Origin of the sequence: Sanguibacter suaedae (genome assembly GCF_016342785.1) — a bacterium.
In the GTDB taxonomy this organism is placed as follows: Bacteria; Actinomycetota; Actinomycetes; order Actinomycetales; family Cellulomonadaceae; genus Sanguibacter; species Sanguibacter suaedae.
In genome coordinates this window covers 1-23,521 of the sequence record NZ_JAEINH010000020.1, presented here as the reverse complement: position 1 = coordinate 23,521, position 23,521 = coordinate 1, and the positions used below count along the sequence as shown (strand labels likewise).

Annotated in this window: 15 protein-coding genes and 3 rRNA genes; 7 read left to right on the top strand and 11 right to left on the bottom strand. The window is 70.1% G+C overall.

Annotated elements, in window-relative coordinates; genetic code table 11:
* The 3 genes from JAV76_RS14500 to dacB all read right to left on the bottom strand — a co-directional run.
* The coding region (locus JAV76_RS14500; protein ID WP_307844275.1) for a PP-loop family protein at positions 1 to 284 on the bottom strand (284 nt) is incomplete at its 3' end.
* A gap of 9 nt (positions 285 to 293) precedes the next feature.
* Positions 294 to 1,334: an Rv3626c family coenzyme F420 biosynthesis-associated protein gene (locus JAV76_RS14495; RefSeq protein WP_307844274.1), complete on the bottom strand. Its 1,041-nt coding sequence runs from the start codon at positions 1,332 to 1,334 to the stop codon at positions 294 to 296.
* 20 nt (positions 1,335 to 1,354) lie between these two features.
* The gene (gene dacB / locus JAV76_RS14490; protein WP_198734788.1) at positions 1,355 to 2,764 is read right to left on the bottom strand and encodes a D-alanyl-D-alanine carboxypeptidase/D-alanyl-D-alanine endopeptidase; all 1,410 of its coding nucleotides are present in this window, start codon (positions 2,762 to 2,764) and stop codon (positions 1,355 to 1,357) included.
* 215 nt (positions 2,765 to 2,979) lie between these two features.
* Here dacB and JAV76_RS14485 point away from each other — a divergent pair, with 215 nt between their 5' ends.
* On the top strand, positions 2,980 to 3,477 hold the full coding sequence (locus JAV76_RS14485) for an inorganic diphosphatase (protein ID WP_198734787.1): 498 nt from the start codon (positions 2,980 to 2,982) through the stop codon (positions 3,475 to 3,477).
* Between the two features lie 82 nt (positions 3,478 to 3,559).
* Here JAV76_RS14485 and JAV76_RS14480 read toward each other — a convergent pair whose 3' ends face one another.
* Entirely contained in the window at positions 3,560 to 5,044 is a 1,485-nt protein-coding gene (locus tag JAV76_RS14480) for a C40 family peptidase (protein WP_198734786.1), read from the bottom strand.
* 419 nt (positions 5,045 to 5,463) lie between these two features.
* Here JAV76_RS14480 and JAV76_RS14475 point away from each other — a divergent pair, with 419 nt between their 5' ends.
* The 6 genes from JAV76_RS14475 (at position 5,464) to JAV76_RS14450 (ending at position 11,846) form a co-directional block, all read left to right on the top strand.
* Complete coding sequence (locus JAV76_RS14475) at positions 5,464 to 6,795, top strand: bifunctional o-acetylhomoserine/o-acetylserine sulfhydrylase (RefSeq protein ID WP_198734785.1); 1,332 nt, start codon at positions 5,464 to 5,466, stop codon at positions 6,793 to 6,795.
* Positions 6,788 to 8,017 carry a homoserine O-acetyltransferase MetX gene (gene metX / locus JAV76_RS14470; protein ID WP_372403705.1) on the top strand — a complete coding sequence of 410 codons (1,230 nt, stop codon included), beginning with the start codon at positions 6,788 to 6,790 and terminating at the stop codon, positions 8,015 to 8,017. The genes JAV76_RS14475 and metX overlap by 8 nt, the downstream gene beginning before the upstream one ends.
* A 131-nt stretch (positions 8,018 to 8,148) precedes the next feature.
* Positions 8,149 to 9,105 (top strand): anti-sigma factor RsbA family regulatory protein, encoded by a 957-nt coding sequence (locus JAV76_RS14465; protein ID WP_198734783.1) that lies wholly within the window; start codon positions 8,149 to 8,151, stop codon positions 9,103 to 9,105.
* 31 nt (positions 9,106 to 9,136) lie between these two features.
* Positions 9,137 to 9,868: a maleylpyruvate isomerase N-terminal domain-containing protein gene (locus JAV76_RS14460; protein WP_198734782.1), complete on the top strand. Its 732-nt coding sequence runs from the start codon at positions 9,137 to 9,139 to the stop codon at positions 9,866 to 9,868.
* A gap of 50 nt (positions 9,869 to 9,918) precedes the next feature.
* Complete coding sequence (locus JAV76_RS14455; protein ID WP_198734781.1) at positions 9,919 to 10,872, top strand: zinc-binding dehydrogenase; 954 nt, start codon at positions 9,919 to 9,921, stop codon at positions 10,870 to 10,872.
* A complete protein-coding gene (locus JAV76_RS14450) occupies positions 10,869 to 11,846 on the top strand; it encodes an alpha/beta hydrolase (protein ID WP_198734780.1) in 978 nt (325 codons plus the stop codon). The genes JAV76_RS14455 and JAV76_RS14450 overlap by 4 nt, the downstream gene beginning before the upstream one ends.
* A gap of 3 nt (positions 11,847 to 11,849) precedes the next feature.
* Here JAV76_RS14450 and JAV76_RS14445 read toward each other — a convergent pair whose 3' ends face one another.
* The 7 genes from JAV76_RS14445 to JAV76_RS14415 form a co-directional block, all read right to left on the bottom strand.
* Positions 11,850 to 13,475 carry a restriction system modified-DNA reader domain-containing protein gene (locus JAV76_RS14445; RefSeq protein ID WP_198734779.1) on the bottom strand — a complete coding sequence of 542 codons (1,626 nt, stop codon included), beginning with the start codon at positions 13,473 to 13,475 and terminating at the stop codon, positions 11,850 to 11,852.
* Between the two features lie 74 nt (positions 13,476 to 13,549).
* A complete protein-coding gene (locus JAV76_RS14440; RefSeq protein ID WP_198734778.1) occupies positions 13,550 to 13,846 on the bottom strand; it encodes a thiamine-binding protein in 297 nt (98 codons plus the stop codon).
* 34 nt (positions 13,847 to 13,880) lie between these two features.
* Positions 13,881 to 14,531 (bottom strand): SDR family oxidoreductase, encoded by a 651-nt coding sequence (locus tag JAV76_RS14435; protein WP_198734777.1) that lies wholly within the window; start codon positions 14,529 to 14,531, stop codon positions 13,881 to 13,883.
* Between the two features lie 14 nt (positions 14,532 to 14,545).
* Entirely contained in the window at positions 14,546 to 17,512 is a 2,967-nt protein-coding gene (locus JAV76_RS14430) for an FAD-binding and (Fe-S)-binding domain-containing protein (protein ID WP_198734776.1), read from the bottom strand.
* 215 nt (positions 17,513 to 17,727) lie between these two features.
* Positions 17,728 to 17,844 (bottom strand): 5S ribosomal RNA (rrf, locus tag JAV76_RS14425).
* Positions 17,845 to 17,925: 81 nt separating this feature from the next.
* Positions 17,926 to 21,036, bottom strand: a 23S ribosomal RNA gene (locus JAV76_RS14420).
* A 453-nt stretch (positions 21,037 to 21,489) separates the two neighbouring features.
* Positions 21,490 to 23,013, bottom strand: a 16S ribosomal RNA gene (locus tag JAV76_RS14415).
* Together the 16S, 23S and 5S rRNA genes form the textbook arrangement of a ribosomal RNA operon.
* Positions 23,014 to 23,521 lie beyond the last annotated feature (508 nt).

The window sequence follows — 23,521 nt, the reverse complement described above, 5'->3', positions numbered from 1 at the left end:
CCCAGACCGAGGTCACGGCACCGCTGGGCTGCCGTGCCCGCGACGGCCGCGCTGCCGTCCGCCAGGTCGTGGTCGACCACGACCGCTCCGGCGCGGACCCCGAGGCCCCGGGCGGCGTGAGCGGTGCACGCCGCGAGCGCGAGGGAGTCCGCGCCCCCCGAGCACGCGACGAGGACGAGCGGCGCGCCCTCTCCCGGCGAGGTGCTCGGGTCGGCGAGGAGCGCCGTGAGGGCGCGTCGGACCGCGAGACGCCCGGCGGCGACGTCGGGCGGCGGGCCGCTCACGCGGGGCCGTCAGCCATGGACCCGCCGGACCCATGCGTCGGGATCGGCGATCTCCCGGGCCGACGGGAGCGCACCCGGGCCTGTCCAGACGGCGTTGAACCCGTCGGTGCCGACCTGCCTCGTCACTGCCCGCACGAACCGTGCGCCGTCCCGGTACTGGGCCAGCTTGGCGTCCATGCCGAGGAGCCGACGGACGAGCCCGTCCCGTGTCCCGGGCTCGGCCCTGCGCTGCTCGAAGCGACGGCGGATCGTCCGCACCGTCGGGACCACGGCGGGCCCGACGGCGTCCATCGCGACGTCCGCGTGGCCCTCGAGGAGCGCCATGACGGCCGTGACCTCGTCGAGCCGTGACCGCTGGTCGCCGTCGAGCATCCCGTCGAGGACCGAGGCCCCGTCCCGTCCGCGGACCGCGCCCCAGGTCCCGGTCGCCGCGGCGCGGACCCGGCCGGCGAGCGCCCGGACTCCTCCGGGTGCACCGGAGAGGTCGGCGAGCACGCCACGGGTGCGGTCGCGGAGGTGCCCGGAGAGCCAGGGCGCGGCGGTGAGCTGGAGGGCGTGCGTCTGCTCGTGGAGGCAGACCCAGAGCCGGAAGTCCGCCGGGCGGACGCGCAGGTCCCGTTCCGTCCGCAGGACGTTGGGGGCGACGAGGAGGAGGCGCCCGGGAGACCCGCGTCCCGCCTCGGGGGCGTACGGGTCGAGCTGTCCGAGGACCTTCGTGGCGAGGGCGGCGAGCGCGCCGCCCACCTCGGCGCTGCCGACGAGCTCGGCAGCGAGGGGGACGGACCTCCCGTCGGGCAGGGCGAGCGCGTCCTCGGTGAGCCCTGCCATGGACCGGGCCCACCCGGGCCGGTCGACGACGAGCACGGTCGCCGTCCCGCCGGGCGGCGCGTCGTCCGGAGGTCGCAGGCCGGTGATGTCCGCGACGGGCTCGACCGCACGGTGGGCGGCGGCGCGGAGGGATCCGACGAGGTCGGCCATCTCGGCCCTCCCCAGGACCGGTCCCGGGGGCGCGAGGCGGCCGGCGAGCGCTGCCGCGTCGTCCCAGTCCACGGCGCCTCGAGGCGTCGAGGTCACCGGCACCCGCAGAGCGCGAGGTCCGTGACGAACCCGTCGATCGCCTGGCGGGGCGCCCACTGACCGCCCTCCGGCGTCTGGTCGGCCATGACGACGAACGTGAGGAGGCGACCGTCGGCGGTGACGACGGTCCCGGCCAGCGACGTCACCTGTGGCAGGGACCCGGTCTTGGCGCGGACGAGCCCTCGGGCGGGCGAGGAGAGGAAGCGCTCCGCGAGGGTGCCCTGGAGACCGGACACGGGGAGGTCCGTGGCTGCGGCCCGGAGCTCGACGTTCGCGGGGTCGCTCACGAGCTCGAGGACCTCGGCGAAGAGCGACGCGGGTACGGACGACCCGGCCCCGAGCCCGCTGGCGTCGACGAGCACGGCGTCGGAGACGTCGAGCCCGAGGGTGCCCAGCTCGGCGAGGACGGCCTTGGTGGACCCGGCGAACGAGGCGGGCAGGTCGGCGTCGACGGCGACGGCGCGCGCGACCACCTCGGTGATGGTGTTGTCCGACGTCTGGAGGAGGTACTCGACGATCTCCCCGAGGGGCGCGGACGCGACGGTGCCGATGACGCGCGCGTCCGCGGCGGCGGCTGCCCGCGTGGGCTCGCCCTCGACGGTGATGCCCTCGGCGGCGAGCGCACGCGCGAGCTCCTGGGCGGCGACCATCGCGGGGTCGGCGTGGCGCTGGGCGTAGATCCCGGGCCCGGTCCGTCCGGTGTCGACGGCGACGGCCGCGACGGGCGCGGCGTAGCCGAGGGTCGGCTGGTCGGGTGACCACGGCCCCATGGGGTCGCCGGTGAACAGCGTGTCGTCGAGGGTGAGCGTCACGGTGGTGCGGCCGGCGAGCGCGAGCTCCTTGGCCACCTGGGCGGCGAGGTCGGCCATCCCGGCGTGCCCGTTCACGGCGTTCGCGTCGCCCGCGCCGGCGGCGAGCATCATGTCTCCCCCGCCGACGAGCGCGATCTTCCCCTCACCGGTCTGGACCACCGTGGTCTCGAGCACGTGGTCCGGACCGAGGGCGCTCAGGGCTGCGGTGGCGGTGAGCATCTTCTGGATGGACGCCGGCGTTCGTGGGCGGTCCGGGTCGGCGCTCGCGAGGACGTCCCCGGTGAGCGCGTCCGCGACGACGACGCCGACGGACGGACCGAGGCGCGGGTCGGCGACGAGGGCGTCGACGCGCTGCTGGAGCACTGCGGGGGTGGGAGCCAGGGCCTCCGGGTCGAGGACGGACAGCGTGTCCGCGGGGTCCGGCCCGGTGGCCGCACCGGGAGCGGTGGGGAACGGGGCGGGGGGCGCTGGCTCCGGTCCGAGGGTGAGCACCCCGGGGACGATGTCGTGGGCGTCGGCCCACACGTACCCACCGGCCACGACCAGCGCGGACGCGACGGTGACTCCTACCACCCGGGCCATCAGACCCATGACTCAACCACCCGCGCGCCTCCAGACGTCGGGTGCCCACGACGTCGCGCGCACCCCTGCGCAACCCTAGGTCACGACGCGGATCACAGCGAGCGTCTCCCGCATCCCGACACGTTGTCGTCTACCCTGGCGAGTGGTCGGACCGACCGAGAGCCTGAATCACGACACCTCCAGGGGGCGGGCACGCCGCGGAGGGCTGCAACTGGAGGACAACTGTGGAGTTCGACGTCACGATCGAGATCCCCAAGGGACAGCGGAACAAGTACGAGGTCGATCACAGCACCGGCCGGATCCGCCTCGACCGCATGCTGTTCACGTCGACCCGCTACCCGGACGACTACGGGTTCATCGAGGGCACCCTGGGCGAGGACGGCGACCCGCTGGACGCACTGGTGCTCCTCGAGGAGCCGACGTTCCCCGGGTGCCTGATCCGTTGCCGCGCGCTGGGCATGTTCCGCATGCGCGACGAGGCCGGCGGCGACGACAAGGTGCTGTGCGTGCCGACGGGTGACCAGCGTGCCGCGTGGCGTCAGGACATCGACGACGTGTCCGACTTCCACCGCCTCGAGGTGCAGCACTTCTTCGAGGTGTACAAGGACCTCGAGCCCGGCAAGTCCGTCGAGGGCGCGCACTGGGTGGGCAAGGCCGAGGCCGAGGCCGAGATCGAGCGCTCCTTCCAGCGCGCCAAGGACGCCGGCTACTACAGCCACTGAGCAGGGACCGACGCCCTCGTGGCGCGGGCGGCAGGACCGCTCGCGCCACGAGGGCGTCGGCGTCTGCCCGCCCGCCCGCCTGCTAGGGCCTGCCCGCGAAGGGCATGAGACGGCTGTCCCACCGCATGGCGGTGACGCGGACGGGGACCCCGGGCCGCGAGGCCTCGACGATCTGGCCGTTCCCCGCGTACATGGCGACGTGGGTGATGGTCGACGGGTCGTTGGTGTTGTTGGCCCAGAACACGAGGTCGCCGGGCCGCATCGAGCTGAGGCTGATCTTCTGCGCCTGCCTGTACTGATCGCGCGAGGTGCGGTTGATGCTCAGGCCCGCGGCCGCCCAGGCCTTGCTCGTGAGACCCGAGCAGTCGTAGGACCCGGGCCCTGTCCCTCCCCAGCCGTAGGGCACGCCCACCTGGCTCCGTGCCCAGTCGACGGCCGCCTGGCCCTGGCCGGCGCTCCCCCGGCTCGACCCCGAGCCGAGGCCCCCTCCGACGGGCACCGTGGGCGCGGGCGGGGCCGCCGGTGCAGGTGCCGGAGGGGCGGGCGCCGCAGGTGCCGCCGCGGGCTCGGCGGGCGCGGGCCTCGCGGGCGCGGGTGCGACGGCAGGGGGCGCGGGGGTCACCGCCGGTCGTGCCGGGGCGGGCGCCGCCGGCGCGGGCCTCGTGGGTGCAGGCACCGTCGGCGCCGGTGCGGTGGGCGACGTCGGCGCAGCCCCTGCGGCGGGGCTCGCCCCCGGCGAGGGCGCCGTGCCTGCTGCGGGATGTGCGGGGACCTGCGCCTCGATACGGTCGCGGGCCGCGGCCTCGTCACGCGCGGCACGCTCTGCTGCGAGCGCGTCCTGCCGTGCGGCCTCGACGGCGACGCTGGTGCTGCGGGCCTCGGCGAGCTGACCCAGGAGCACGGCCCGCTCGGCGTCGGCGTGCGCGACGGCCTGATCGGCGTCGGCCTGGGCGTCGGCGGCGGCCTGGAGGGCCGCGTCCGCCGCGGCCTTCGCGTCGGCCTGGTCGGCGACAGCCTGGTCTGCGAGTCCCTGCAGCGTCTCGGCGACGGTGGAGTCGGCCTGGTACTGCTGGACGGCCTTGTCGGCCTTGGTCCCGACGAGTGCCATCGCGTCGGACGCGCTCACCGCGTCCTCGAGACCGTCGGCGGTGAGGTACATGCCGATCCGGTCGAGGCCGCTGCCGCTGCGGGACGAGTCGCGGGCGAGGCCCACGAGGAGGGTCCGCGACTCCTCGGCGCGCTCGTTCGCGGTCGTGCTGCGCTCGGTGGCGTCGTCCGCCGCGAGGACCGCGGCGTCGTGGTCGACGACGGCCTGGTTGTAGGCCTCGGCCGCCGTCTCGAGGGCGGCGTAGGCGACGTCCTGGGCGGCGGCGAGCTCCGCGAGCCGGACGTCCATGGCGGCGACGGAGGCCGCGGCGTCGACGACGGCCTGGTGCGCGGTCTCGACGTCGTCGTCGGACGGGGCCGGGTCGGCGGCTGCGGTGGGGATCGTTCCCGCGAGCACCGTGGCGGCGAGGGCCACGGCCGTGGCGGTCCTCCACCGGTGCGGTCGCCTGGTCGGCGCCATGCTGCGGTCCTCTCGAGGGGGTGGGTGGGTCTGGTGCCGAGCGTACCCAGCGCGGTCCCAGGAGTGAACAACCGCCCCATCGTTCACAGCAGTATCACCCGGTCGCGCGAGGTGCCGCAGGGCCGCCGGGTCACTCCAGACCCGGATATCTCGCGATGCGGACGGAAAGTGCTCACCTGTTGTCCCGAGGAATGAGAACTTCCCGCTTCCTCCTCGTCGCCAGCCCCTCCCCGTGCTTACGCTTCCCTCATGACGACGCGAATGTGCTGCTGACCCACCCGACGCCCACGTCCCCAGCACCAGCGCACCGTCGGCACCGGGTCCGGACCACGCACGGCCCGCAGCGCCGCGCAGCCGTCCCGGAACCCCGATCACCGTCCCGGCCGCGTCCACGTGCACCCACCGACCCGGAGCACCCCATGACCACCGCAGACTGGTCCTTCGAGACCCGCCAGATCCACGCCGGGCAGAGCCCCGACCCCACCACCGGCGCCCGCGCCCTCCCGATCTACCAGACGACCTCCTTCGTCTTCCCCGACGCCTCCGTGGCGGCCGACCGCTTCGCGCTCAAGGACCTCGGCCCCATCTACACGCGCATCGGCAACCCCACCCAGGACGTCGTCGAGGCCCGCATCGCGGACCTCGAGGGCGGGGTCGGTGCGCTGCTCCTCGCGTCCGGGCAGGCCGCGACGACCTTCGCGATCCTCAACGTCGCCGAGGCCGGCGACCACGTCGTCGCCAGCCCGAGCCTCTACGGAGGGACCACCAACCTCCTCCAGCACACCCTCGCCCGGCTCGGCATCGAGACGACGTTCGTCACCGACCCGCACGACCCCCAGGCGTGGCGCGACGCCGCCCGGCCCGAGACGCGCCTGTTCTACGCGGAGACCATCCCCAACCCGCAGGCCGACGTCCTCGACATCGCGGCCGTCGCCGACGTCGCCCACGAGGTCGGCGTCCCGCTCGTCGTCGACAACACCGTGGCCACCCCGTACCTCGTGCGGCCCATCGAGCACGGTGCCGACGTCGTCGTCCACTCCGCCACCAAGTACCTCGGCGGCCACGGCTCGGCCATCGGCGGCGTGATCGTCGACGCCGGGACGTTCGACTACGCGCGCTCCCCCGAGCGGTTCCCCGGCTTCAACACCCCGGACCCCAGCTACGACGGCATCGTGTACGCCCGCGACCTCGGCGTCGGCAGCGCCCTCGGCGCCAACCTCGCCTACGTGCTCAAGGCCCGCGTCCAGCTCCTCCGGGACCTCGGCTCGGCGATCTCCCCGTTCAACGCGTTCCTCATCGCCCAGGGGATCGAGACGCTCTCGCTGCGCATGGAACGGCACGTGAGCAACGCCCGCACCGTCGCGGCCTGGCTCGACGCCCGGGACGACGTGCTCACCGTCCACTACGCGGGCCTCCCCTCGAGCCCCTGGTACGCGAACGCCCAGAGGTACGCGCCCCGCGGCGCAGGGGCCATCGTCGCCTTCGAGCTCGACGGCGGGGCCGACGCCGGCCAGGCGTTCGTCTCGGCCCTGACGCTCCACTCGAACGTCGCGAACATCGGGGACGTGCGTTCCCTCGTCATCCACCCGGCCTCCACGACGCACAGCCAGCTCGACCCCGACGCCCAGCGTCGTTCGGGTGTGACCCCGGGGCTCGTGCGGCTCAGCGTGGGCATCGAGCACGTCGACGACATCCTCGCCGACCTCGAGGCCGGCTTCGCCGCAGCGGCCCGTGTCCGCGCCGGTGCCTGACACGCGCCGCACGTCCGGGGTGCGGCAGCGCGGCGCCCTCGACCCGCGCGGCGGCTCGCGCGCCTCCGACTCGCAGCCGTTCCCCGTCTCGGCGGCGTGGCGCCCGGGCGACCCGGTGGGCCGCAGGCAGTTCGTGGAGGTCGGTGCGGTCGAGCTCGAGGCGGGCGGGGTCCTCCCCGACGTCACCCTGGCCTACGAGACCTGGGGCACCCTCAACGAGCGGCGCGACAACGCCGTCCTCGTCCTCCACGCCCTCACCGGCGACAGCCACGTCACCGGCCCCGCCGAGGAGGGCCACCTCTCCGCGGGCTGGTGGCAGGACATGGTGGGCCCCGGCGCGCCGATCGACACGGACCGCTACTTCGTGGTCGCCCCCAACGTGTTCGGCGGGTGCCAGGGGTCCACCGGCCCCGCGAGCCCGGCGCCCGACGGTGCGCCGTGGGGCGGTCGGTTCCCGATGCTCACGGTCCGCGACCAGGTCGCCGCGGAGATCGAGCTCACCAGGGCCCTGGGACTCGACGGCTGGCACCTCGTCGTCGGTGCGTCGATGGGCGGTCTGCGAGCGCTCGAGTGGGCCGTGCTCGGCCCGGAGGCCGGAATCGCGGTCGAGTGCCTCACCGTCATCGCCGCCACGGCGCAGTCGACCGGGGACCAGATCGCGTGGGCGCACCCGCAGCTCACCGCGATCCGCTCGGACCCGCGCTTCCGGGACGGCGACTACTACGACGCGGCCCCGGGCGACGGGCCGCACGTCGGGCTGGGCATCGCGCGGCAGATCGCCCACACCACGTACCGCAGCGCCGTGGAGCTCGACGCCAGGTTCGGTCGCATCCCGCAGGGCGGGGAGGACCCGATGCGCGGGGGTCGGTTCGCGGTGCAGTCGTACCTCGACCACCACGCGGCGAAGCTCGCCCGGCGGTTCGACGCGAACAGCTACGTGGTCCTCACGGAGTCGATGCTCACCCACGACCTCGGCCGTGACCGCGGGGGCGCGGTCACTGCGCTGCGTGCCGTGACGGCCCGCACGCTCGTGGTGGCCGTGGACACGGACCGGCTGTTCCTCCCTGACGAGTCGGTCCGGATCGCGGAGCACGTGCCCCGCGCGGAGCCTGCCACCATGCTGCGCTCCGACTTCGGGCACGACGGCTTCCTCGTCGAGTTCGGCCAGCTCGGGCCGGTCGTCGGCGACTTCCTGTCGCGAGCGCGGCCGCGCTCCACCTGAGCGACGCTCCCGCTTCGCCCACCCGCGGTATGCGACAATCCGAGGAGCACACAGCACAGCCGCACCTCGCCCGCGAGGCGGCATCGCACCACCACTGGGCGTCGCCCAGACGACGTCAGGTGAGGACCAGCGTGACCACCCTCCTCGACCCACCCGCCTCCCGCCGGTCCGGTTACCACCACGAGGCGTTCTTCTGGACCGGGATCGAGGAGTTCCTCGGTCGCACGGTCCCGTTCGTCGAGGAGGGCCTCGCCGAGGGTGCGCCCGTCGTGGTGGCGCTCACCGCGCCCCGGGAGGCCGCGCTCCGGGACGCGCTCGGCACGGCCGCCTCCACGGTCGTCTTCCACGACATGACGGAGTTCGGGCACAACCCGGCACGCCTCATCCCGGCATGGCTGGACCATCTCGCCGCGCACCGCGGCACCGCCGTCCGCCTCCGCGGGGTCGGGGAACCGGTCTGGGCGGGCCGACGGGCACCCGAGATCGCCGAGTGCCACATCCACGAGGCGCTCCTCAACGTCGCCATCCCGCACGACGCACCGCTGGTCCTCCTGTGCCCCTACGAGCGCGACACCCTGGGCGCCGGGGTCCTCGACGAGGTCCACCGCACCCACCCCACGCTCACCCACCACAGCGGTCCGCGGACCAACGGCGCCTACGCCGGCGACCGGCACGCGCGGACCCTCTGGTCCCACCCGCTGCCCTCGCCCGCGAGCACACCCGTGGAGCTCACCGTGACGCGCGGCTCGCTCGCCGCGGCCCGGCGGCTGGTCGTCGCGCGGGCTCGCGGCGCAGGCCTCGACCACGCCCGTGCCGAGGACCTCCGCCTCGCCGTCACCGAGGTCGCGGCGAACAGCCTCGACCACGGCGGGGGCGGCGGCACCCTCCGCGTGTGGACGGAGCCCGGCGCGTTCGTCTTCGAGGTCATGGACGCAGGAACCCTCGACGACCCGCTCGTGGGCCGCTCCACACCGTCCACGGCGCAGCCGCGAGGGCGTGGCCTGTGGCTCGTCAACCAGCTCTGCGACCTCATGCAGATCCGCTCCGGCGCCCGCGGCACCACGGTCCGGGTCTCGACCTGGACCTGAGCCTGCGCCGCGGATGGGGCACCATGGGTGCATGACGGCCGATCTCGCCCAGATCTCCACTGCTCTCCACACCCAGTGGACCCGGACCCGCTCCTGGCTCGAACCGCTCGGGGACGACCTCCTCGGCGCGCGCGACCGACCCAGCGTCCTCGACGGCTGGACGACCGGCGAGCTCGTCGCGCACCTCGCCCGGGCGATGGACGCACTCGCCGTGTGCGAGCCCGCACCGGCCGGGACCGTTCCCATGACCCTCGCCGAGTACCTCGGCACCTCCCCGGGCCGGGTGGACGAGATCGCCTCGACCACGCGTGACCTCGCCTCCGAGATCTCGGCGTCGCCCCACGCCGAGGTCGAGAGGCGCGCGGCGGCCGCGCTGCGACGGCTCACCGAGCTCGGCGACGACGGCGCGCTCGTCGTCCAGGCGCCCCGCGGTCCGGTGTCGCTGCGCGACATGACCACCTCGCGGCTCGTCGAGCTCGTGGTCCACACCCTCGACCTCACGGCGTCCCTCGAAGGCGTCGCCGCCTCGACCGGCCCCTCGGACCCGATCGACCGCGGCGCACTGACGCTCGTCGCCGAGGAGCTCCTCGACATCGTGGTGCGTCGTGGTGGCTGGTCGATCGAGCTCGTCGACGCCCGCCGCTGGGTGCGTCTCGCGGCCGGCCGCACCCGCTACGACGTCGACGAGCTCGCGGCAGCGATCTCCCCGCGCTACACGGCCGGTGGCGTCCCCGACCTCGGTCGCCTGCTCCCCCTCCTCTGACGACGGCACCACCGCTACTCGTCGGTCCCACCAAGGCATAGGTTTGACCCATGCTCGCCGCCTACGCCGCCCACCTCGATGCCGAGGACCCGCTCACCGGACTCGTGGTGGGTGACCGCCCCGACCCCGAGCCGCGGGACGGCTGGAGCACGGTGACCGTGCGCGCCGCGAGCCTCAACCACCACGACCTGTGGTCGCTGCGCGGTGTGGGCCTGCGCGCCGAGCAGCTCCCCATGATCCTGGGCACCGACGCCGTCGGCACCACCGACGACGGGCGGGCCGTCGTCGTCCACGGCGTCATCGGCGGCGACGGCTCCTTCCCGGCGGAGCCCCGCTCCCTGCTCTCGGAGAAGCACCAGGGGACGCTCGCGGAGCGGGTCACGGTCCCCACGCGGAACCTCGTCGACCTCCCGGACGGCCTCGACGTCACGGACGCGGCGTGCCTCCCGACGGCGTGGCTCACCGCCTACCGCATGCTGTTCCGCTCCGCGGGGCTCACCCCGGGCCAGCGCGTCCTCGTCCAGGGCGCCAGCGGTGGGCTCGCGACGGCGGCGATCACCCTCGCGGCCGCGGCGGGCATCGAGGTCGTGGCCACGAGCCGGTCGGCGGCCAAGCGGGAGGCCGCGCTCGGCCTCGGTGCCGCGCACGTCCTCGAGCCGGGCGCCCGGGTGCCGTCGCGGGTGGACGCCGTGATCGAGTCGGTGGGTGCCGCGACCTGGAGCCACTCGGTGCGGTCCGTCCGACCGGGTGGGACGATCGTCGTCGCCGGCGCGACGTCCGGGGACCCGACCGCCGCCGAGCTCACGCGCATCTTCTTCACCGAGATCACGGTCCGCGGAGCCACCATGGGCTCCCGGGACGAGCTCGTCCAGCTCCTCGCGTTCATGGCCCGCACCGGGGTCCGCCCGCGGGTCGACACCGTGCTCCCCCTCGACCGCGCCCGCGACGCCTTCGCGCGGCTGCGCTCCGGCGAGCACGTCGGCAAGATCGTCCTCACCCCGTGACGAGCGGCGACGCCCCGTGGGTCCCCGACGTCCTCGGCGCGGGGTACGAGGCGCGAACCCTCGAGCTCGAGCCCGACGACGAGGGGCCCGTCGTCGCGACGGTCGTGCGGTACCGCCCGTCCGGGTGGCGCCGCGTCCCCCGCGCCGTCCTGTACGTCCACGGCTGGTGCGACTACTTCTTCCAGACGGAGACCGCGGAGTTCTGGCACGCGCAGGGCGTCGCGTTCTACGCGCTCGACCTGCGCAAGTACGGGCGCAGCCTGCGCCCCGGCACCACCCCCGGATACGTCGCGCACCTCGCCACGTACGACGAGGACCTCGAGGCGGCCCTGGCGGTCGTGCGGGCCGACCTCGGGCAGCACACCGCGGTCATGCTCATGGCCCACTCGACGGGGGCGCTCGTCACGGCGCTCTGGGCGAACCGGAACCCGGGCGTCACCCAGGGACTGGTGCTCAACAGTCCCTGGCTGGAGCTCCAGGGGTCGTCCGTGGTCCGCACCGTGTCCACGCCGGCCATCAGCCAGCTCGCACGTTTCCAGCCCAAGGCGCCGCTGCCGAACATCGACCCGGGGTTCTACTCGCGGTCCATCCGGCGCAGCGAGGGCGGCGAGTGGGACATCGACGACGCGTGGCGCCCGAGCCCGTCGTTCCCGGTGCGCGCCGGGTGGCTCAAGGCGATCATCACGGGGCACGCGGAGGTCGCACGCGGCCTGCGCGTGGTGCAGCCCGTCCTCACGCTCGCCTCCACCCGCACGCTCGTCTCCGCGCGGTGGACCGACGAGATGCGGTCGAGCGACGTGGTGCTCGACGTCGACCTCCTCGCCCGCCGTGCCGTGCAGCTGGGGCCGACGGTCACCGTGCGTCGCATCGAGGGTGGCGTGCACGACCTCGCGCTCTCCCGCCGCCCGGTGCGCGACGCCTACTACGCGGAGATCCGCCGGTGGGCGACGGTCTACGGGTGGTCCGACGCCTGACGGTCAGGCGCGGAGCTCGCCGAGCGTCGGCCCGTCGTCCCCGGCGCGCCACACCCGCCACCCGTCGACGACGGACCCCCCGGAGACGGAGCTCGCCGCCCAGCTCGGGTCGGCGCACCGTGTCCCGTCGTCGAGCACGAGCGTGCCGTCGGGGTGGAGGACCGCGACGAACCGCTCCCCACGACGCAGCCGGAGCCACACGACCTCGAGGGGTTCGGTGAGGTCGGCGGCGAGCCGCACGAGGTCCTGGTCGACGGGACCGTGGAGCGTGGGCACGTCCCGGACGGGGACGTCCGCGGTGTACGGGCGGGTGAGGAGCGCACCCGACTCGACGTCGGGCTCCAGGGCGTCCGGCCTGTCGCGGCCGACGCCCAGGACGGACGTGCGGGCGACGGGGGCCGACGGCACCGGCGCGAGCCCGCCGCCGGTCTCGTCGACGCGCTCCGGGATGTACTTGCGTGCGGCGGCGAGGCCGCTCGAGCGGAAGGCCCGGCTCGCGGGGTAGCCGGTGCTCGTCGGCAGCCCGTCCGACCCGGACCCGGGTCCGGGTGCGTAGCCGCTCTCGGGTGACGGGGGGACCGTGAGGTCGAGGCCGGGGAGGGGGCCGAAGTCCATGAGGGGCACGCCCGAGGGCCGCTCGGGCAGCTGCGCGAGCTCGTCGGGGAGGTCGAGGAACACGGGTGTGTAGGGCGTCCGTGACGCGAGGTGCGGCGTGCTCGTCGCGTCGTGCAGCGCGGCCTCGCCGAGGGCCGCAGCGTCGGAGGCATCGACCCCGCCCACCGGGTCCGGGGTCTGCGCCCACCAGACGTCGTCCGGGTCCTCGGGGGCCTGCGGGAGGTCGAGCCCGTCGAGCAGGTCGGGCGATCCTGGTGCGAGCCACGCGGGGCCTGCGTCGTGCACGCCGGTGTCCTGCGCAGCGCCGCCGGCCGTGGGCACGACGGGCGTCGGGAACGTCGGTCCGGCGACCGTCCCGAACGCCGACGTGCGCGCGACCACGGGCGTGGCCCCGGTGAGCGCCTGCTCGACGGCGCGGCGTGCCGCGTCGCTCTCCGGGCCCAGCGGGGAGACGTCCATGAACCGTTGGTCGTGCGGGCCCTGGACCATCCCCACGTGGAGGACGTCGACGCGGGCTCCGGAGTCGCGGAAGAACCGCAGGGCGTCCAGGAGGTCGGGCGCCACCTCGGCGCACACGACCACGAGCCGGGGGCCCCTGTGCTGGCTCGTGCCGGCCGAGACGGGAAGCGCCTCGAGGAAGTCGGACAGGTCCTTGTGGAAGCGGTCCGGGCCCGGCGCGTACAGGGCGGCCATGTCCGAGCGCGTGAGCCGCGAGGCCTTCCCGGCGACACGGAACGCCTCGAGGAGGCCGTCACCGGTGAGCGTGGTGGCGATCTCGACGACCACGGGTCGCCCTGCCGTGTCGAGCCCGAGGATGTCCGGGGGTGCACCGCGGTGGATCGCGAGGGGTGCCTGCCCGCCGGGCTCGGTCGTCACGACGAAGACCTTCTCGCCGAGAAGAGCGGCGAGGTGCTCGTGGACGACGGCGCGTGCTTCCGCGGCGAACGACTGCTCCGCCGGACGGGTCGGCGTCACGAGCGCCGACCGTCCGTCACCTACCGCGAACAAGGCCATGGTGCCCAGGGTAGCCGCGGGTGGCGCGTCCGGGGAGCCCGGGCCGCCCCTGGCGGGCAGGGCCGTGGTGCGGATCACTCCGCGGAGAGGTGGGCCTCGACGCGCTCGACCTTCCCGTCGAGCTCACCGGTGCGCCCGGGTCGGATGTCCGCCTTGAGGACGAGGGACACGCGGTGGCCGCCGCTGCCGGCGGCCTCGGTGGCTCGCCGCACGACGTCCATGCACTCGTCCCACTCCCCCTCGATGGTGGTGAACATGGCGTCGGTCCGGTTGGGCAGGCCCGACTCGCGGACGATGCGGACGGCCTCGGCGACGGGCCCCGTGACGGACTCGCCGGCCCCGAGGGGGGCGACGGAGAAGGCGATGAGCATGGTCCCATCCTGTCACGGTGCCCGCCGGGTGCTGTCAGAGGCTGTCGAGCGCCTCCGCGACGGGGGTGTCGCCGTTGTTGAACTCGATGAAGCGCCCCACGGTGGAGGGGCGTCCGACGACGGAGGCGATGACCTGGGCGACGTCGTCGCGCGACACCTCGGTGGACTCGAGGTCGCCGCCCACCTCGATACGGCCGGTACCGTCGTCGTCGGTGAGGGCGCTCGGCCCGACGATCGTCCACGCGAGCTGCGAGCCCCGCAGGTGCTCGTCGGCGGCGGCCTTGGACTCGGCGTAGGCGTGGAACGAGTTGTCGGACGGGACGCCGTGATCGGGACCGGCACCCTTGTACGACAGCATGACGTAGCGGGGGACCCCGGCGGCGACGGCCGCGTCGATGCTGCGGATCGCGGCGTCGCGGTCGATGGCGTACGTGCGCTCCTCGGACCCTCCGCCGGCTCCGGCTGCCCACACGACGGCGGTGTGCCCGCTGAGGATCCCGGCGATCTCCTCGGTCGACATGGCGGCGACGTCCGCGATGGCCGCACGCGCACCGAGGGCCTCGACGTCGGGGGCCTGCTCGGGCTTCCTGATGATCGACGTGACGTCGTGCCCTGCTCCGGTGAGCAGGGGGGTGAGCCGCAGCGCGACCTTCCCGTGGCCTCCGACGATGGCGATGGATGACATGCCGCTCCTCTCGATCACTGCTCCGGCGGGGTGGGGAGCCTCTCGGCGATGAGCTCCACGAGCGCCTTGCCCCGGACTCCGGCGAGGTCCTCGGCCTGCGTGCGGCAGGAGAACCCGTCGGCGAGGAAGACGTCCCCCTCCTCAGCCTCTCGTAGGGCGGGCAGGAGCGCATTCTCAGCGACCGCGACGGACACGTCGTAGTGCCCCTTCTCCATCCCGAAGTTCCCGGCGAGCCCGCAGCACCCTGCGAGGGTGCGGATGGTGGCCCCGGCCCCGCGCAGGAGGTCCTCGTCGGTCGAGTACCCCATGACGGAGTGGTGGTGGCAGTGGGGCTGGACGACGGCGGTGACGTCCGAGAGGTCGGGCATGGTCCACCCGGAGTCGGCGTCGGGTGCCGTCTCCGGATCGGTGAGGAGCTCGGCGAGCGTGCGGGTGGCCTTCGCGACCGCGTGCGCCCGGGGGTCGTCGGGGAAGAGGTCGACGAGGTCGGAGCGCAGGACGGCGGTGCACGACGGCTCGAGGCCGACGACGGGGATCCCGTTCACGGCGAACGGCCCGAGCGTGTCGAGCAGGCCGGACAGCTTCCTCCTCGCGCCGTCGAGCTGCCCCGTGCTGATCCACGTGAGCCCGCAGCAGGCCTCGTCCTCGGGGACGACGACGTCGTACCCGGCGGCGAGGAGGACGGTCACCGCGGCCTCGGGCACCGAGGGAGCGAGGGCGTCGCTGAACGAGTCGGTCCACAGGACAACCTTGGGCCGCACGGGTGCGACGGGCCCGGGCACGACCGCGCCGGGTGCGCGCGTGGTCGAGGCGACCTGCGCGGCCCCCTCGCGCTTCCACCACGCCCGGAAGGGGACGTCCGCGAACGCGGGGATCGACCGTCGGGTGTCCATGCCTCCGAGGGTGAGCGCGACCTTGGCGACGGCGGGGACGCCGAGGAGCCCGTTGACGAGGCGGGGCATGCGGGAGGCGAGGCGCGCCCAGCGCGGCAACCAGCCCAGCGCGTAGTGGTTCATGGGGCGCAGGCGACCCTTGTAGGTGCGGTGCAGCACCTCGGCCTTGTACTGCGCCATGTCGACGCCGGCCGGGCAGTCGCTCGAGCAGGCCTTGCAGGACAGGCAGAGGTCGAGGGCCTGGTGGACCTCCGGCGACCTCCAGCCGCCGGTGACGAGGGTCCCGTTGGCCATCTCCTGGAGGACGCGGGCGCGTCCTCGGGTCGAGTCCTTCTCCTCCTTGGTGGCCAGGTACGACGGGCACATGAACCCTCCGGCGGCGGTGCTGTCCGCACGGCACTTCCCGACCCCTACGCAGCGGTGGACGGCCGTGCTCATGTCGCCGCCGTCGTGCGCGAAGGAGAAGCCCTTGGCCGCGGGGAGCGCGGACGCGTGGGGCCGGCGGAGGTTCGCGTCGACGGGGTCGGGTCGGACGAGGACGCCGGGGTTGAGGAGGTCGTGCGGGTCGAACAGTCCCTTGAAGTGCCCGAAGAGCGCGATGGCCTCGGGGGTGTACATGGCGGGGAGCAGCTCGGAGCGGGCGCGCCCGTCGCCGTGCTCGCCGGACAGCGAGCCGCCGTACTTCCCGACGAGCATGGCGGCGTCGGTCATGAAGGTCCGCAGCACGGAGCCCGAGCTCTCGAGGGGGATGTCGATGCGCAGGTGGACGCACCCGTCGCCGAAGTGTCCGTAGGGCAGACCGTCGACGCCGTACTGCGCCATGAGGGCGTCGAGGTCGCGCAGGTACGCCCCGAGGCTGGCGGGCGGGACGGCGGAGTCCTCCCACCCGGGCCACGCCTGCGCCCCTGAGGGGGTGCGGCCTGCGAGGCCTGCTCCGTCGGCGCGGATCTGCCACATGGCGGTCGCTTCCGGGCCTGCGGGGAGGATGCGCGTGGCGGTGGTCCCGGAGTCCCGGACGATGGCCTTGGCGCGCGCCATGGCTTCCTTCGCGGTGGCGCCGCCCACCTCGACCATGAGCCATCCGCCTCCCGCCGGCAGCGCAGGCACCGATCCTGCGCCCTTGGCCTTGCGGACGACGTCGACGAGCCGGGCGTCGAGCCCTTCGACGGCGAGGGGCTCGTGCGCGAGGAGCGCGGGGACGGCGTCCGCGGCCGAGGGCATGTCGGGGTAGCCGAGGACGACGAGGGTGGGTGCGCCGGCGATGGGGACGAGGTCGACGGTGGCGCCGAGGATCGACATGACGGTGCCCTCGGTCCCGACGAGGGCCTTGGCGAGGTGCGCGCCGTTCTCCGGGAGGAGGTGCTCGAGGGAGTACCCGGAGACCTGCCTGCCGAAGCGGCCCAGCTCGGTGCGGAGGGTGGAGAGGTTGGCGGTGACGAGCTCGGCGAGCCCGTCGACGCGGTCGACGCCCTGTCCGTCCGCTCCTGCGGTGTACCGACGGCCGTGACCGTCGACGATGTCGAGCGAGGTGACGTTGTCGGCGGTCCGTCCGTAGGCGACGGCGTGCGGTCCGCAGGCGTTGTTGCCGATCATCCCGCCGAGGGTCGCGCGGTTCTGCGTGGAGGGGTCGGGTCCGAAACGTAGGCCGTGGGGCGCGGCTGCCTTCTGCAGCGAGGACATGATGACGCCGGGGTCGACGCGTGCGGTGCGTGCTTCGACGTCGATGTCGTGGATGGTGTTCACGTGCCGGGAGAAGTCGATGACAACCCCTGGTCCGACGGAGTTCCCGGCGCAGGAAGTGCCGGCGCCGCGTGTCGTGAGGGGGAAGCCTGCGTCCCGGGTGGTGGTGATGGCGGCGAGGGCGTCGTCGACGTCGCGGGGTCGGACGACGACCCGTGGCACGACGCGGTAGTTGGAGGCGTCGGTGGAGTAGAGGGCGCGGTCGAGGGTGGAGTCGGAGACGTCTCCGTCGACGGCGGTGCGGAGCGCGGCGACGAGAGCCGCCTGCGCGGCGGGGTCGTGCGTGGGGCGGCGCGCGTCGGCGCTTCCGGTGATCTCGACGTCCACGGGGCTGGTCACGTGGACCATTGTCCCACCGCAGCCGGCGGCGCTCCGGGACTTCCACCACACGGGACGAGACCGACGTCTTCGCAGGTGAGGCAGCATGGAGGCGGCTCAACTGCACACACGACTGCCGCGGTCGCGGCTTCGCGGCGTGAGCTGGGCATCCGTCGGTGCAGCTCTGATCGGGTGGTGGAATGACGAAGGCCCACCCCTTGCGGGGTGGGCCTTCGTGAATGGTTGTCCGGCGGCGTCCTACTCTCCCACACAGTCTCCCGTGCAGTACCATCGGCGCTGAAGGGCTTAGCTTCCGGGTTCGGAATGGGACCGGGCGTTTCCCCTTCGCTATGACCGCCGTAACTCTATTGGGTTGTTCAGCCGGGTTCTCGGCCGTTTCCCGAGAACCGCACAGTGGACGCGTAGCACAAGAGTGTTGTGTTGTTATCAAGTTGTCGGCTTATTAGTACCGGTCAGCTGCGAGGGTCTTTCGTCCCCTCTTCCACGTCCGGCCTATCTACCCAGTGGTCTGCTGGGAGCCTCTCGGGGACTAGCCCCGTGGAAACCTCATCTTGAAGCAGGCTTCCCGCTTAGATGCTTTCAGCGGTTATCCCTTCCGAACGTAGCCAACCAGCCGTGCTCCTGGCGGAACAACTGGCACACCAGAGGTTCGTCCGTCCCGGTCCTCTCGTACTAGGGACAGCCCTTCTCAAGTTTCCTGCGCGCGCAGCGGATAGGGACCGAACTGTCTCACGACGTTCTAAACCCAGCTCGCGTACCGCTTTAATGGGCGAACAGCCCAACCCTTGGGACCTACTCCAGCCCCAGGATGCGACGAGCCGACATCGAGGTGCCAAACCATGCCGTCGATATGGACTCTTGGGCAAGATCAGCCTGTTATCCCCGGGGTACCTTTTATCCGTTGAGCGACGGCGCTTCCACAAGCCACCGCCGGATCACTAGTTCCGACTTTCGTCCCTGCTCGACCTGTCAGTCTCACAGTCAAGCTCCCTTGTGCACTTGCACTCGCCACCTGATTGCCAACCAGGCTGAGGGAACCTTTGAGCGCCTCCGTTACATTTTAGGAGGCAACCGCCCCAGTTAAACTACCCACCAGGCACTGTCCCTGATCCGGATTACGGACCGAGGTTAGATATCCAGAGCGACCAGAGTGGTATTTCAACGTTGACTCCACACACACTGGCGTGCATGCTTCACAGTCTCCCACCTATCCTACACAAGCCGCACCGAACACCAATACCAAGCTATAGTAAAGGTCCCGGGGTCTTTCCGTCCTGCTGCGCGTAACGAGCATCTTTACTCGTAGTGCAATTTCGCCGAGTTCGCGGTTGAGACAGCGGAGAAGTCGTTACGCCATTCGTGCAGGTCGGAACTTACCCGACAAGGAATTTCGCTACCTTAGGATGGTTATAGTTACCACCGCCGTTTACTGGGGCTTAAATTCTCAGCTTCGCTCCGAAGAGCTAACCGGTCCTCTTAACCTTCCAGCACCGGGCAGGCGTCAGTCCGTATACATCGTCTTGCGACTTCGCACGGACCTGTGTTTTTAGTAAACAGTCGCTTCTCCCTGGTCTCTGCGGCCCTTGCACGCTTCCCCAGCAAGTGGGTTCACGCTCCGGGCCCCCCTTCTCCCGAAGTTACGGGGGCATTTTGCCGAGTTCCTTAACCACGATTCTCTCGATCGCCTTAGTATTCTCTACCTGACCACCTGAGTCGGTTTAGGGTACGGGCGGCTAGAACCTCGCGCCGAGGCTTTTCTTGGCAGCATAGGATCACCAAATTCCCCCGTTCGGGGGTCCCGTCAGATCTCAGGCACATGAACAGCGGATTTGCCTACTGTTCGCCCTACATCCTTAGACCGAGACAACCATCGCTCGGCTTGGCTACCTTCCTGCGTCACCCCTGTTAATACGCTTACCTACTACCGGTTCGGGTCCCGCGCTCCCCTGAGTCCTCAGCCCCGAAGGGCCTGTGGACCAGGTTTGGGCGGTTAGCATCACCGGGCTCGGTATGGGCGGTTCTTCGCCGGTAGGAGAATATCAACTCCTTGTCCATCGACTACGCCTGTCGGCCTCGCCTTAGGTCCCGACTTACCCAGGGCGGATTAGCCTGGCCCTGGAACCCTTGGTCATTCGGCGGACGGGTTTCTCACCCGTCTTTCGCTACTCATGCCTGCATTCTCACTCGTGTAGGCTCCACCGCTGGATCACTCCGCGACTTCACTGCCCACACGACGCTCCCCTACCCATCCACACGCCTGGATCACGAAGACCTAGCACTTGTGTGAATGCCACAGCTTCGGCGGTGTACTTGAGCCCCGCTACATTGTCGGCGCGGAATCACTTGACCAGTGAGCTATTACGCACTCTTTCAAGGGTGGCTGCTTCTAAGCCAACCTCCTGGTTGTCTGTGCAACTCCACATCCTTTCCCACTTAGCACACGCTTAGGGGCCTTAGCTGGTGGTCTGGGCTGTTTCCCTCTCGACTACGGAGCTTATCCCCCGCAGTCTCACTGCCACGCTCTCACTTACCGGCATTCGGAGTTTGGCTGACGTCAGTAACCTTGTAGGGCCCATCGGCCATCCAGTAGCTCTACCTCCGGCAAGAAACACGTGACGCTGCACCTAAATGCATTTCGGGGAGAACCAGCTATCACGAAGTTTGATTGGCCTTTCACCCCTACCCACAGGTCATCCCCCAGGTTTTCAACCCTGGTGGGTTCGGTCCTCCACGCGGTCTTACCCGCGCTTCAACCTGCCCATGGGTAGATCACTTCGCTTCGGGTCTAGACCCAGCGACTATGGTCGCCCTATTCGGACTCGCTTTCGCTACGGCTTCCCCACACGGGTTAACCTCGCCACTGAGCACTAACTCGCAGGCTCATTCTTCAAAAGGCACGCTGTCACCCCTGCTATGGAGGCTCCAACGGATTGTAGGCACACGGTTTCAGGTACTATTTCACTCCCCTCCCGGGGTACTTTTCACCTTTCCCTCACGGTACTTGTCCGCTATCGGTCACTAGGTAGTATTTAGGCTTAGCAAGTGGTCTTGCCGGATTCACACGGGATTTCTCGGGCCCCGTGCTACTTGGGATCCCCTTCGGGAGGCCACGCCATTTCGTCTACGGGGGTCTCACCCTCTGTGCCGGGCCTCTCAATGCCCTTCGACTATAACGCGACTTTCTGACTCCCTGACCGTCCGGCAGAACGATCTGAAAGGTCCCACAACCCCGCCCATGCAACCCCTGCCGGGTATCACACATGAACGGTTTGGCCTTTTCCGCTTTCGCTCGCCACTACTCACGGAATATCTCTTCCTGTCGGTACTGAGATGTTTCACTTCCCGACGTTCCCTCCACACACCCTATATATTCAGGTGCGGGTCACTGGACATGACTCCAGCGGGGTTTCCCCATTCGGACATCCTCGGATCACGGTTCGTTTGCCAACTCCCCGAGGCTTATCGCAGGCTACAACGTCCTTCATCGGCTCCTAGTGCCAAGGCATCCACCCTGTGCCCTTAAAAACTTGATATCAACAAAAATTGCAGAGAACAAAGAATAAATCTTTGATCTTACAAAGATGCTCGCGTCCACTGTGCAGTTCTCAAGCTACGGACGATCCCACCGAACACCAGCGCCTACCCACACCAAACGGTGAGCGGTTCAACCAGATCACGGTGACCCGTTGTCGAAGCCCATCCACCCCCCACCCGGGGAGAAGACGAACCCGAAGACCAGTCGCAAACTCGCGCCTGAGCCCTCAGGACCCAACAGTGTGCTCAACGGACAACCCCCCACCACCAGCAGTTTCCCACCCACGACCACCCCAAAAGGCAACCCGCAGACGTACTCCCACCAGCACCAGCCGGCCATCACATAGTCAATGTTCCACCCATGAGCAACCACCCGCGCCCACATTCGGAGCGCAGACGTGGCCACCTGAACACCACCACCAAAGCAGCGATGCCAGCATGTAGCTCCTTAGAAAGGAGGTGATCCAGCCGCACCTTCCGGTACGGCTACCTTGTTACGACTTAGTCCCAATCGCCAATCCCACCTTCGACGGCTCCGTCCCACAAGGGGTTAGGCCACCGGCTTCGGGTGTTACCGACTTTCGTGACTTGACGGGCGGTGTGTACAAGGCCCGGGAACGTATTCACCGCAGCGTTGCTGATCTGCGATTACTAGCGACTCCGACTTCATGGGGTCGAGTTGCAGACCCCAATCCGAACTGAGACCGGCTTTTTGGGATTCGCTCCACCTTACGGTATCGCAGCCCTTTGTACCGGCCATTGTAGCATGCGTGAAGCCCAAGACATAAGGGGCATGATGATTTGACGTCATCCCCACCTTCCTCCGAGTTGACCCCGGCAGTCTCCTATGAGTCCCCACCATAACGTGCTGGCAACATAGGACGAGGGTTGCGCTCGTTGCGGGACTTAACCCAACATCTCACGACACGAGCTGACGACAACCATGCACCACCTGTACACCAGTCCGAAGACGCGACCATCTCTGGCCGATTCCGGTGTATGTCAAGCCTTGGTAAGGTTCTTCGCGTTGCATCGAATTAATCCGCATGCTCCGCCGCTTGTGCGGGCCCCCGTCAATTCCTTTGAGTTTTAGCCTTGCGGCCGTACTCCCCAGGCGGGGCACTTAATGCGTTTGCTGCGGCACGGAACTCGTGGAATGAGCCCCACACCTAGTGCCCAACGTTTACGGCATGGACTACCAGGGTATCTAATCCTGTTCGCTACCCATGCTTTCGCTCCTCAGCGTCAGTTGCGGCCCAGTGACCTGCCTTCGCCATCGGTGTTCCTCCTGATATCTGCGCATTCCACCGCTACACCAGGAATTCCAGTCACCCCTACCGCACTCTAGTCTGCCCGTACCCGATGCAAGCTCAAGGTTGAGCCTTGAGATTTCACACCAGACGCGACAAACCGCCTACGAGCTCTTTACGCCCAATAATTCCGGACAACGCTTGCGCCCTACGTATTACCGCGGCTGCTGGCACGTAGTTAGCCGGCGCTTCTTCTGCAGGTACCGTCACTTTCGCTTCTTCCCTACTGAAAGAGGTTTACAACCCGAAGGCCTTCATCCCTCACGCGGCGTCGCTGCATCAGGCTTTCGCCCATTGTGCAATATTCCCCACTGCTGCCTCCCGTAGGAGTCTGGGCCGTGTCTCAGTCCCAGTGTGGCCGGTCGCCCTCTCAGGCCGGCTACCCGTCGACGCCTTGGTGGGCCGTTACCCCACCAACAAGCTGATAGGCCGCGAGTCCATCCTTGACCGAAAAACTTTCCAGACACAGACCATGCGGTCGCATCTCGTATCCAGTATTAGCCCCGGTTTCCCGGAGTTATCCCAGAGTCAAGGGCAGGTTACTCACGTGTTACTCACCCGTTCGCCACTGATCACCCAGAGCAAGCTCTGAGATCACCGTTCGACTTGCATGTGTTAAGCACGCCGCCAGCGTTCGTCCTGAGCCAGGATCAAACTCTCCGTAAATGTTCAACATCAACCACCACCCAAAAGCGGCGATCAACAACCATACGGCGGACCCACCAGCTAAGGCAGACCCGATTAATCAAGGCTACAAACCGAAAACTTGCGTTTTCTGATTCATACCAAATTAACCTTCCCCAACACACCAACCACACCGAACGGCGCAGCCAACATGCCAGACAAGGGATCTTGGCATTGACTATCAAGCACACTGTTGAGTTCTCAAGGAACAGACGCTCACCATCACCAGACCCACTCTCGCAGGCCCGCATCCGGGGCAACCTCTCCAACTTATCCGATCCCCACCCCGAAGTCCAACCCGCTCAACCGAACGAACCGAACCCCAGGAGAAAAACCAGACCCCCACACTACACCGCAACCAGGCAGAACCCAGCCACGCTCTCAAGTGAGGAAACCAACCCCGGGACCAGCCACTTCGCGCCAGCCCTCACGGGCCTCGCAGTGGTGTCTGTGCCTCCCTGTCGGGCTGACATCCAGAACATTACGCGGA

Excerpts from the sequence above, each read along its gene's own strand:
- JAV76_RS14440 (WP_198734778.1), bottom strand. The coding sequence starts at position 13,846 with ATGCTCATCGCCTTCTCCGTCGCCCCCCTCGGGGCCGGCGAGTCCGTC.
- JAV76_RS14460 (WP_198734782.1), top strand. The coding sequence starts at position 9,137 with ATGACGGCCGATCTCGCCCAGATCTCCACTGCTCTCCACACCCAGTGG.
- dacB (WP_198734788.1), bottom strand. The coding sequence starts at position 2,764 with ATGGGTCTGATGGCCCGGGTGGTAGGAGTCACCGTCGCGTCCGCGCTG.
- JAV76_RS14475 (WP_198734785.1), top strand. The coding sequence starts at position 5,464 with ATGACCACCGCAGACTGGTCCTTCGAGACCCGCCAGATCCACGCCGGG.
- JAV76_RS14430 (WP_198734776.1), bottom strand. The coding sequence starts at position 17,512 with ATGGTCCACGTGACCAGCCCCGTGGACGTCGAGATCACCGGAAGCGCC.
- JAV76_RS14480 (WP_198734786.1), bottom strand. The coding sequence starts at position 5,044 with ATGGCGCCGACCAGGCGACCGCACCGGTGGAGGACCGCCACGGCCGTG.
- JAV76_RS14455 (WP_198734781.1), top strand. The coding sequence starts at position 9,919 with ATGCTCGCCGCCTACGCCGCCCACCTCGATGCCGAGGACCCGCTCACC.
- JAV76_RS14445 (WP_198734779.1), bottom strand. The coding sequence starts at position 13,475 with ATGGCCTTGTTCGCGGTAGGTGACGGACGGTCGGCGCTCGTGACGCCG.
- JAV76_RS14435 (WP_198734777.1), bottom strand. The coding sequence starts at position 14,531 with ATGTCATCCATCGCCATCGTCGGAGGCCACGGGAAGGTCGCGCTGCGG.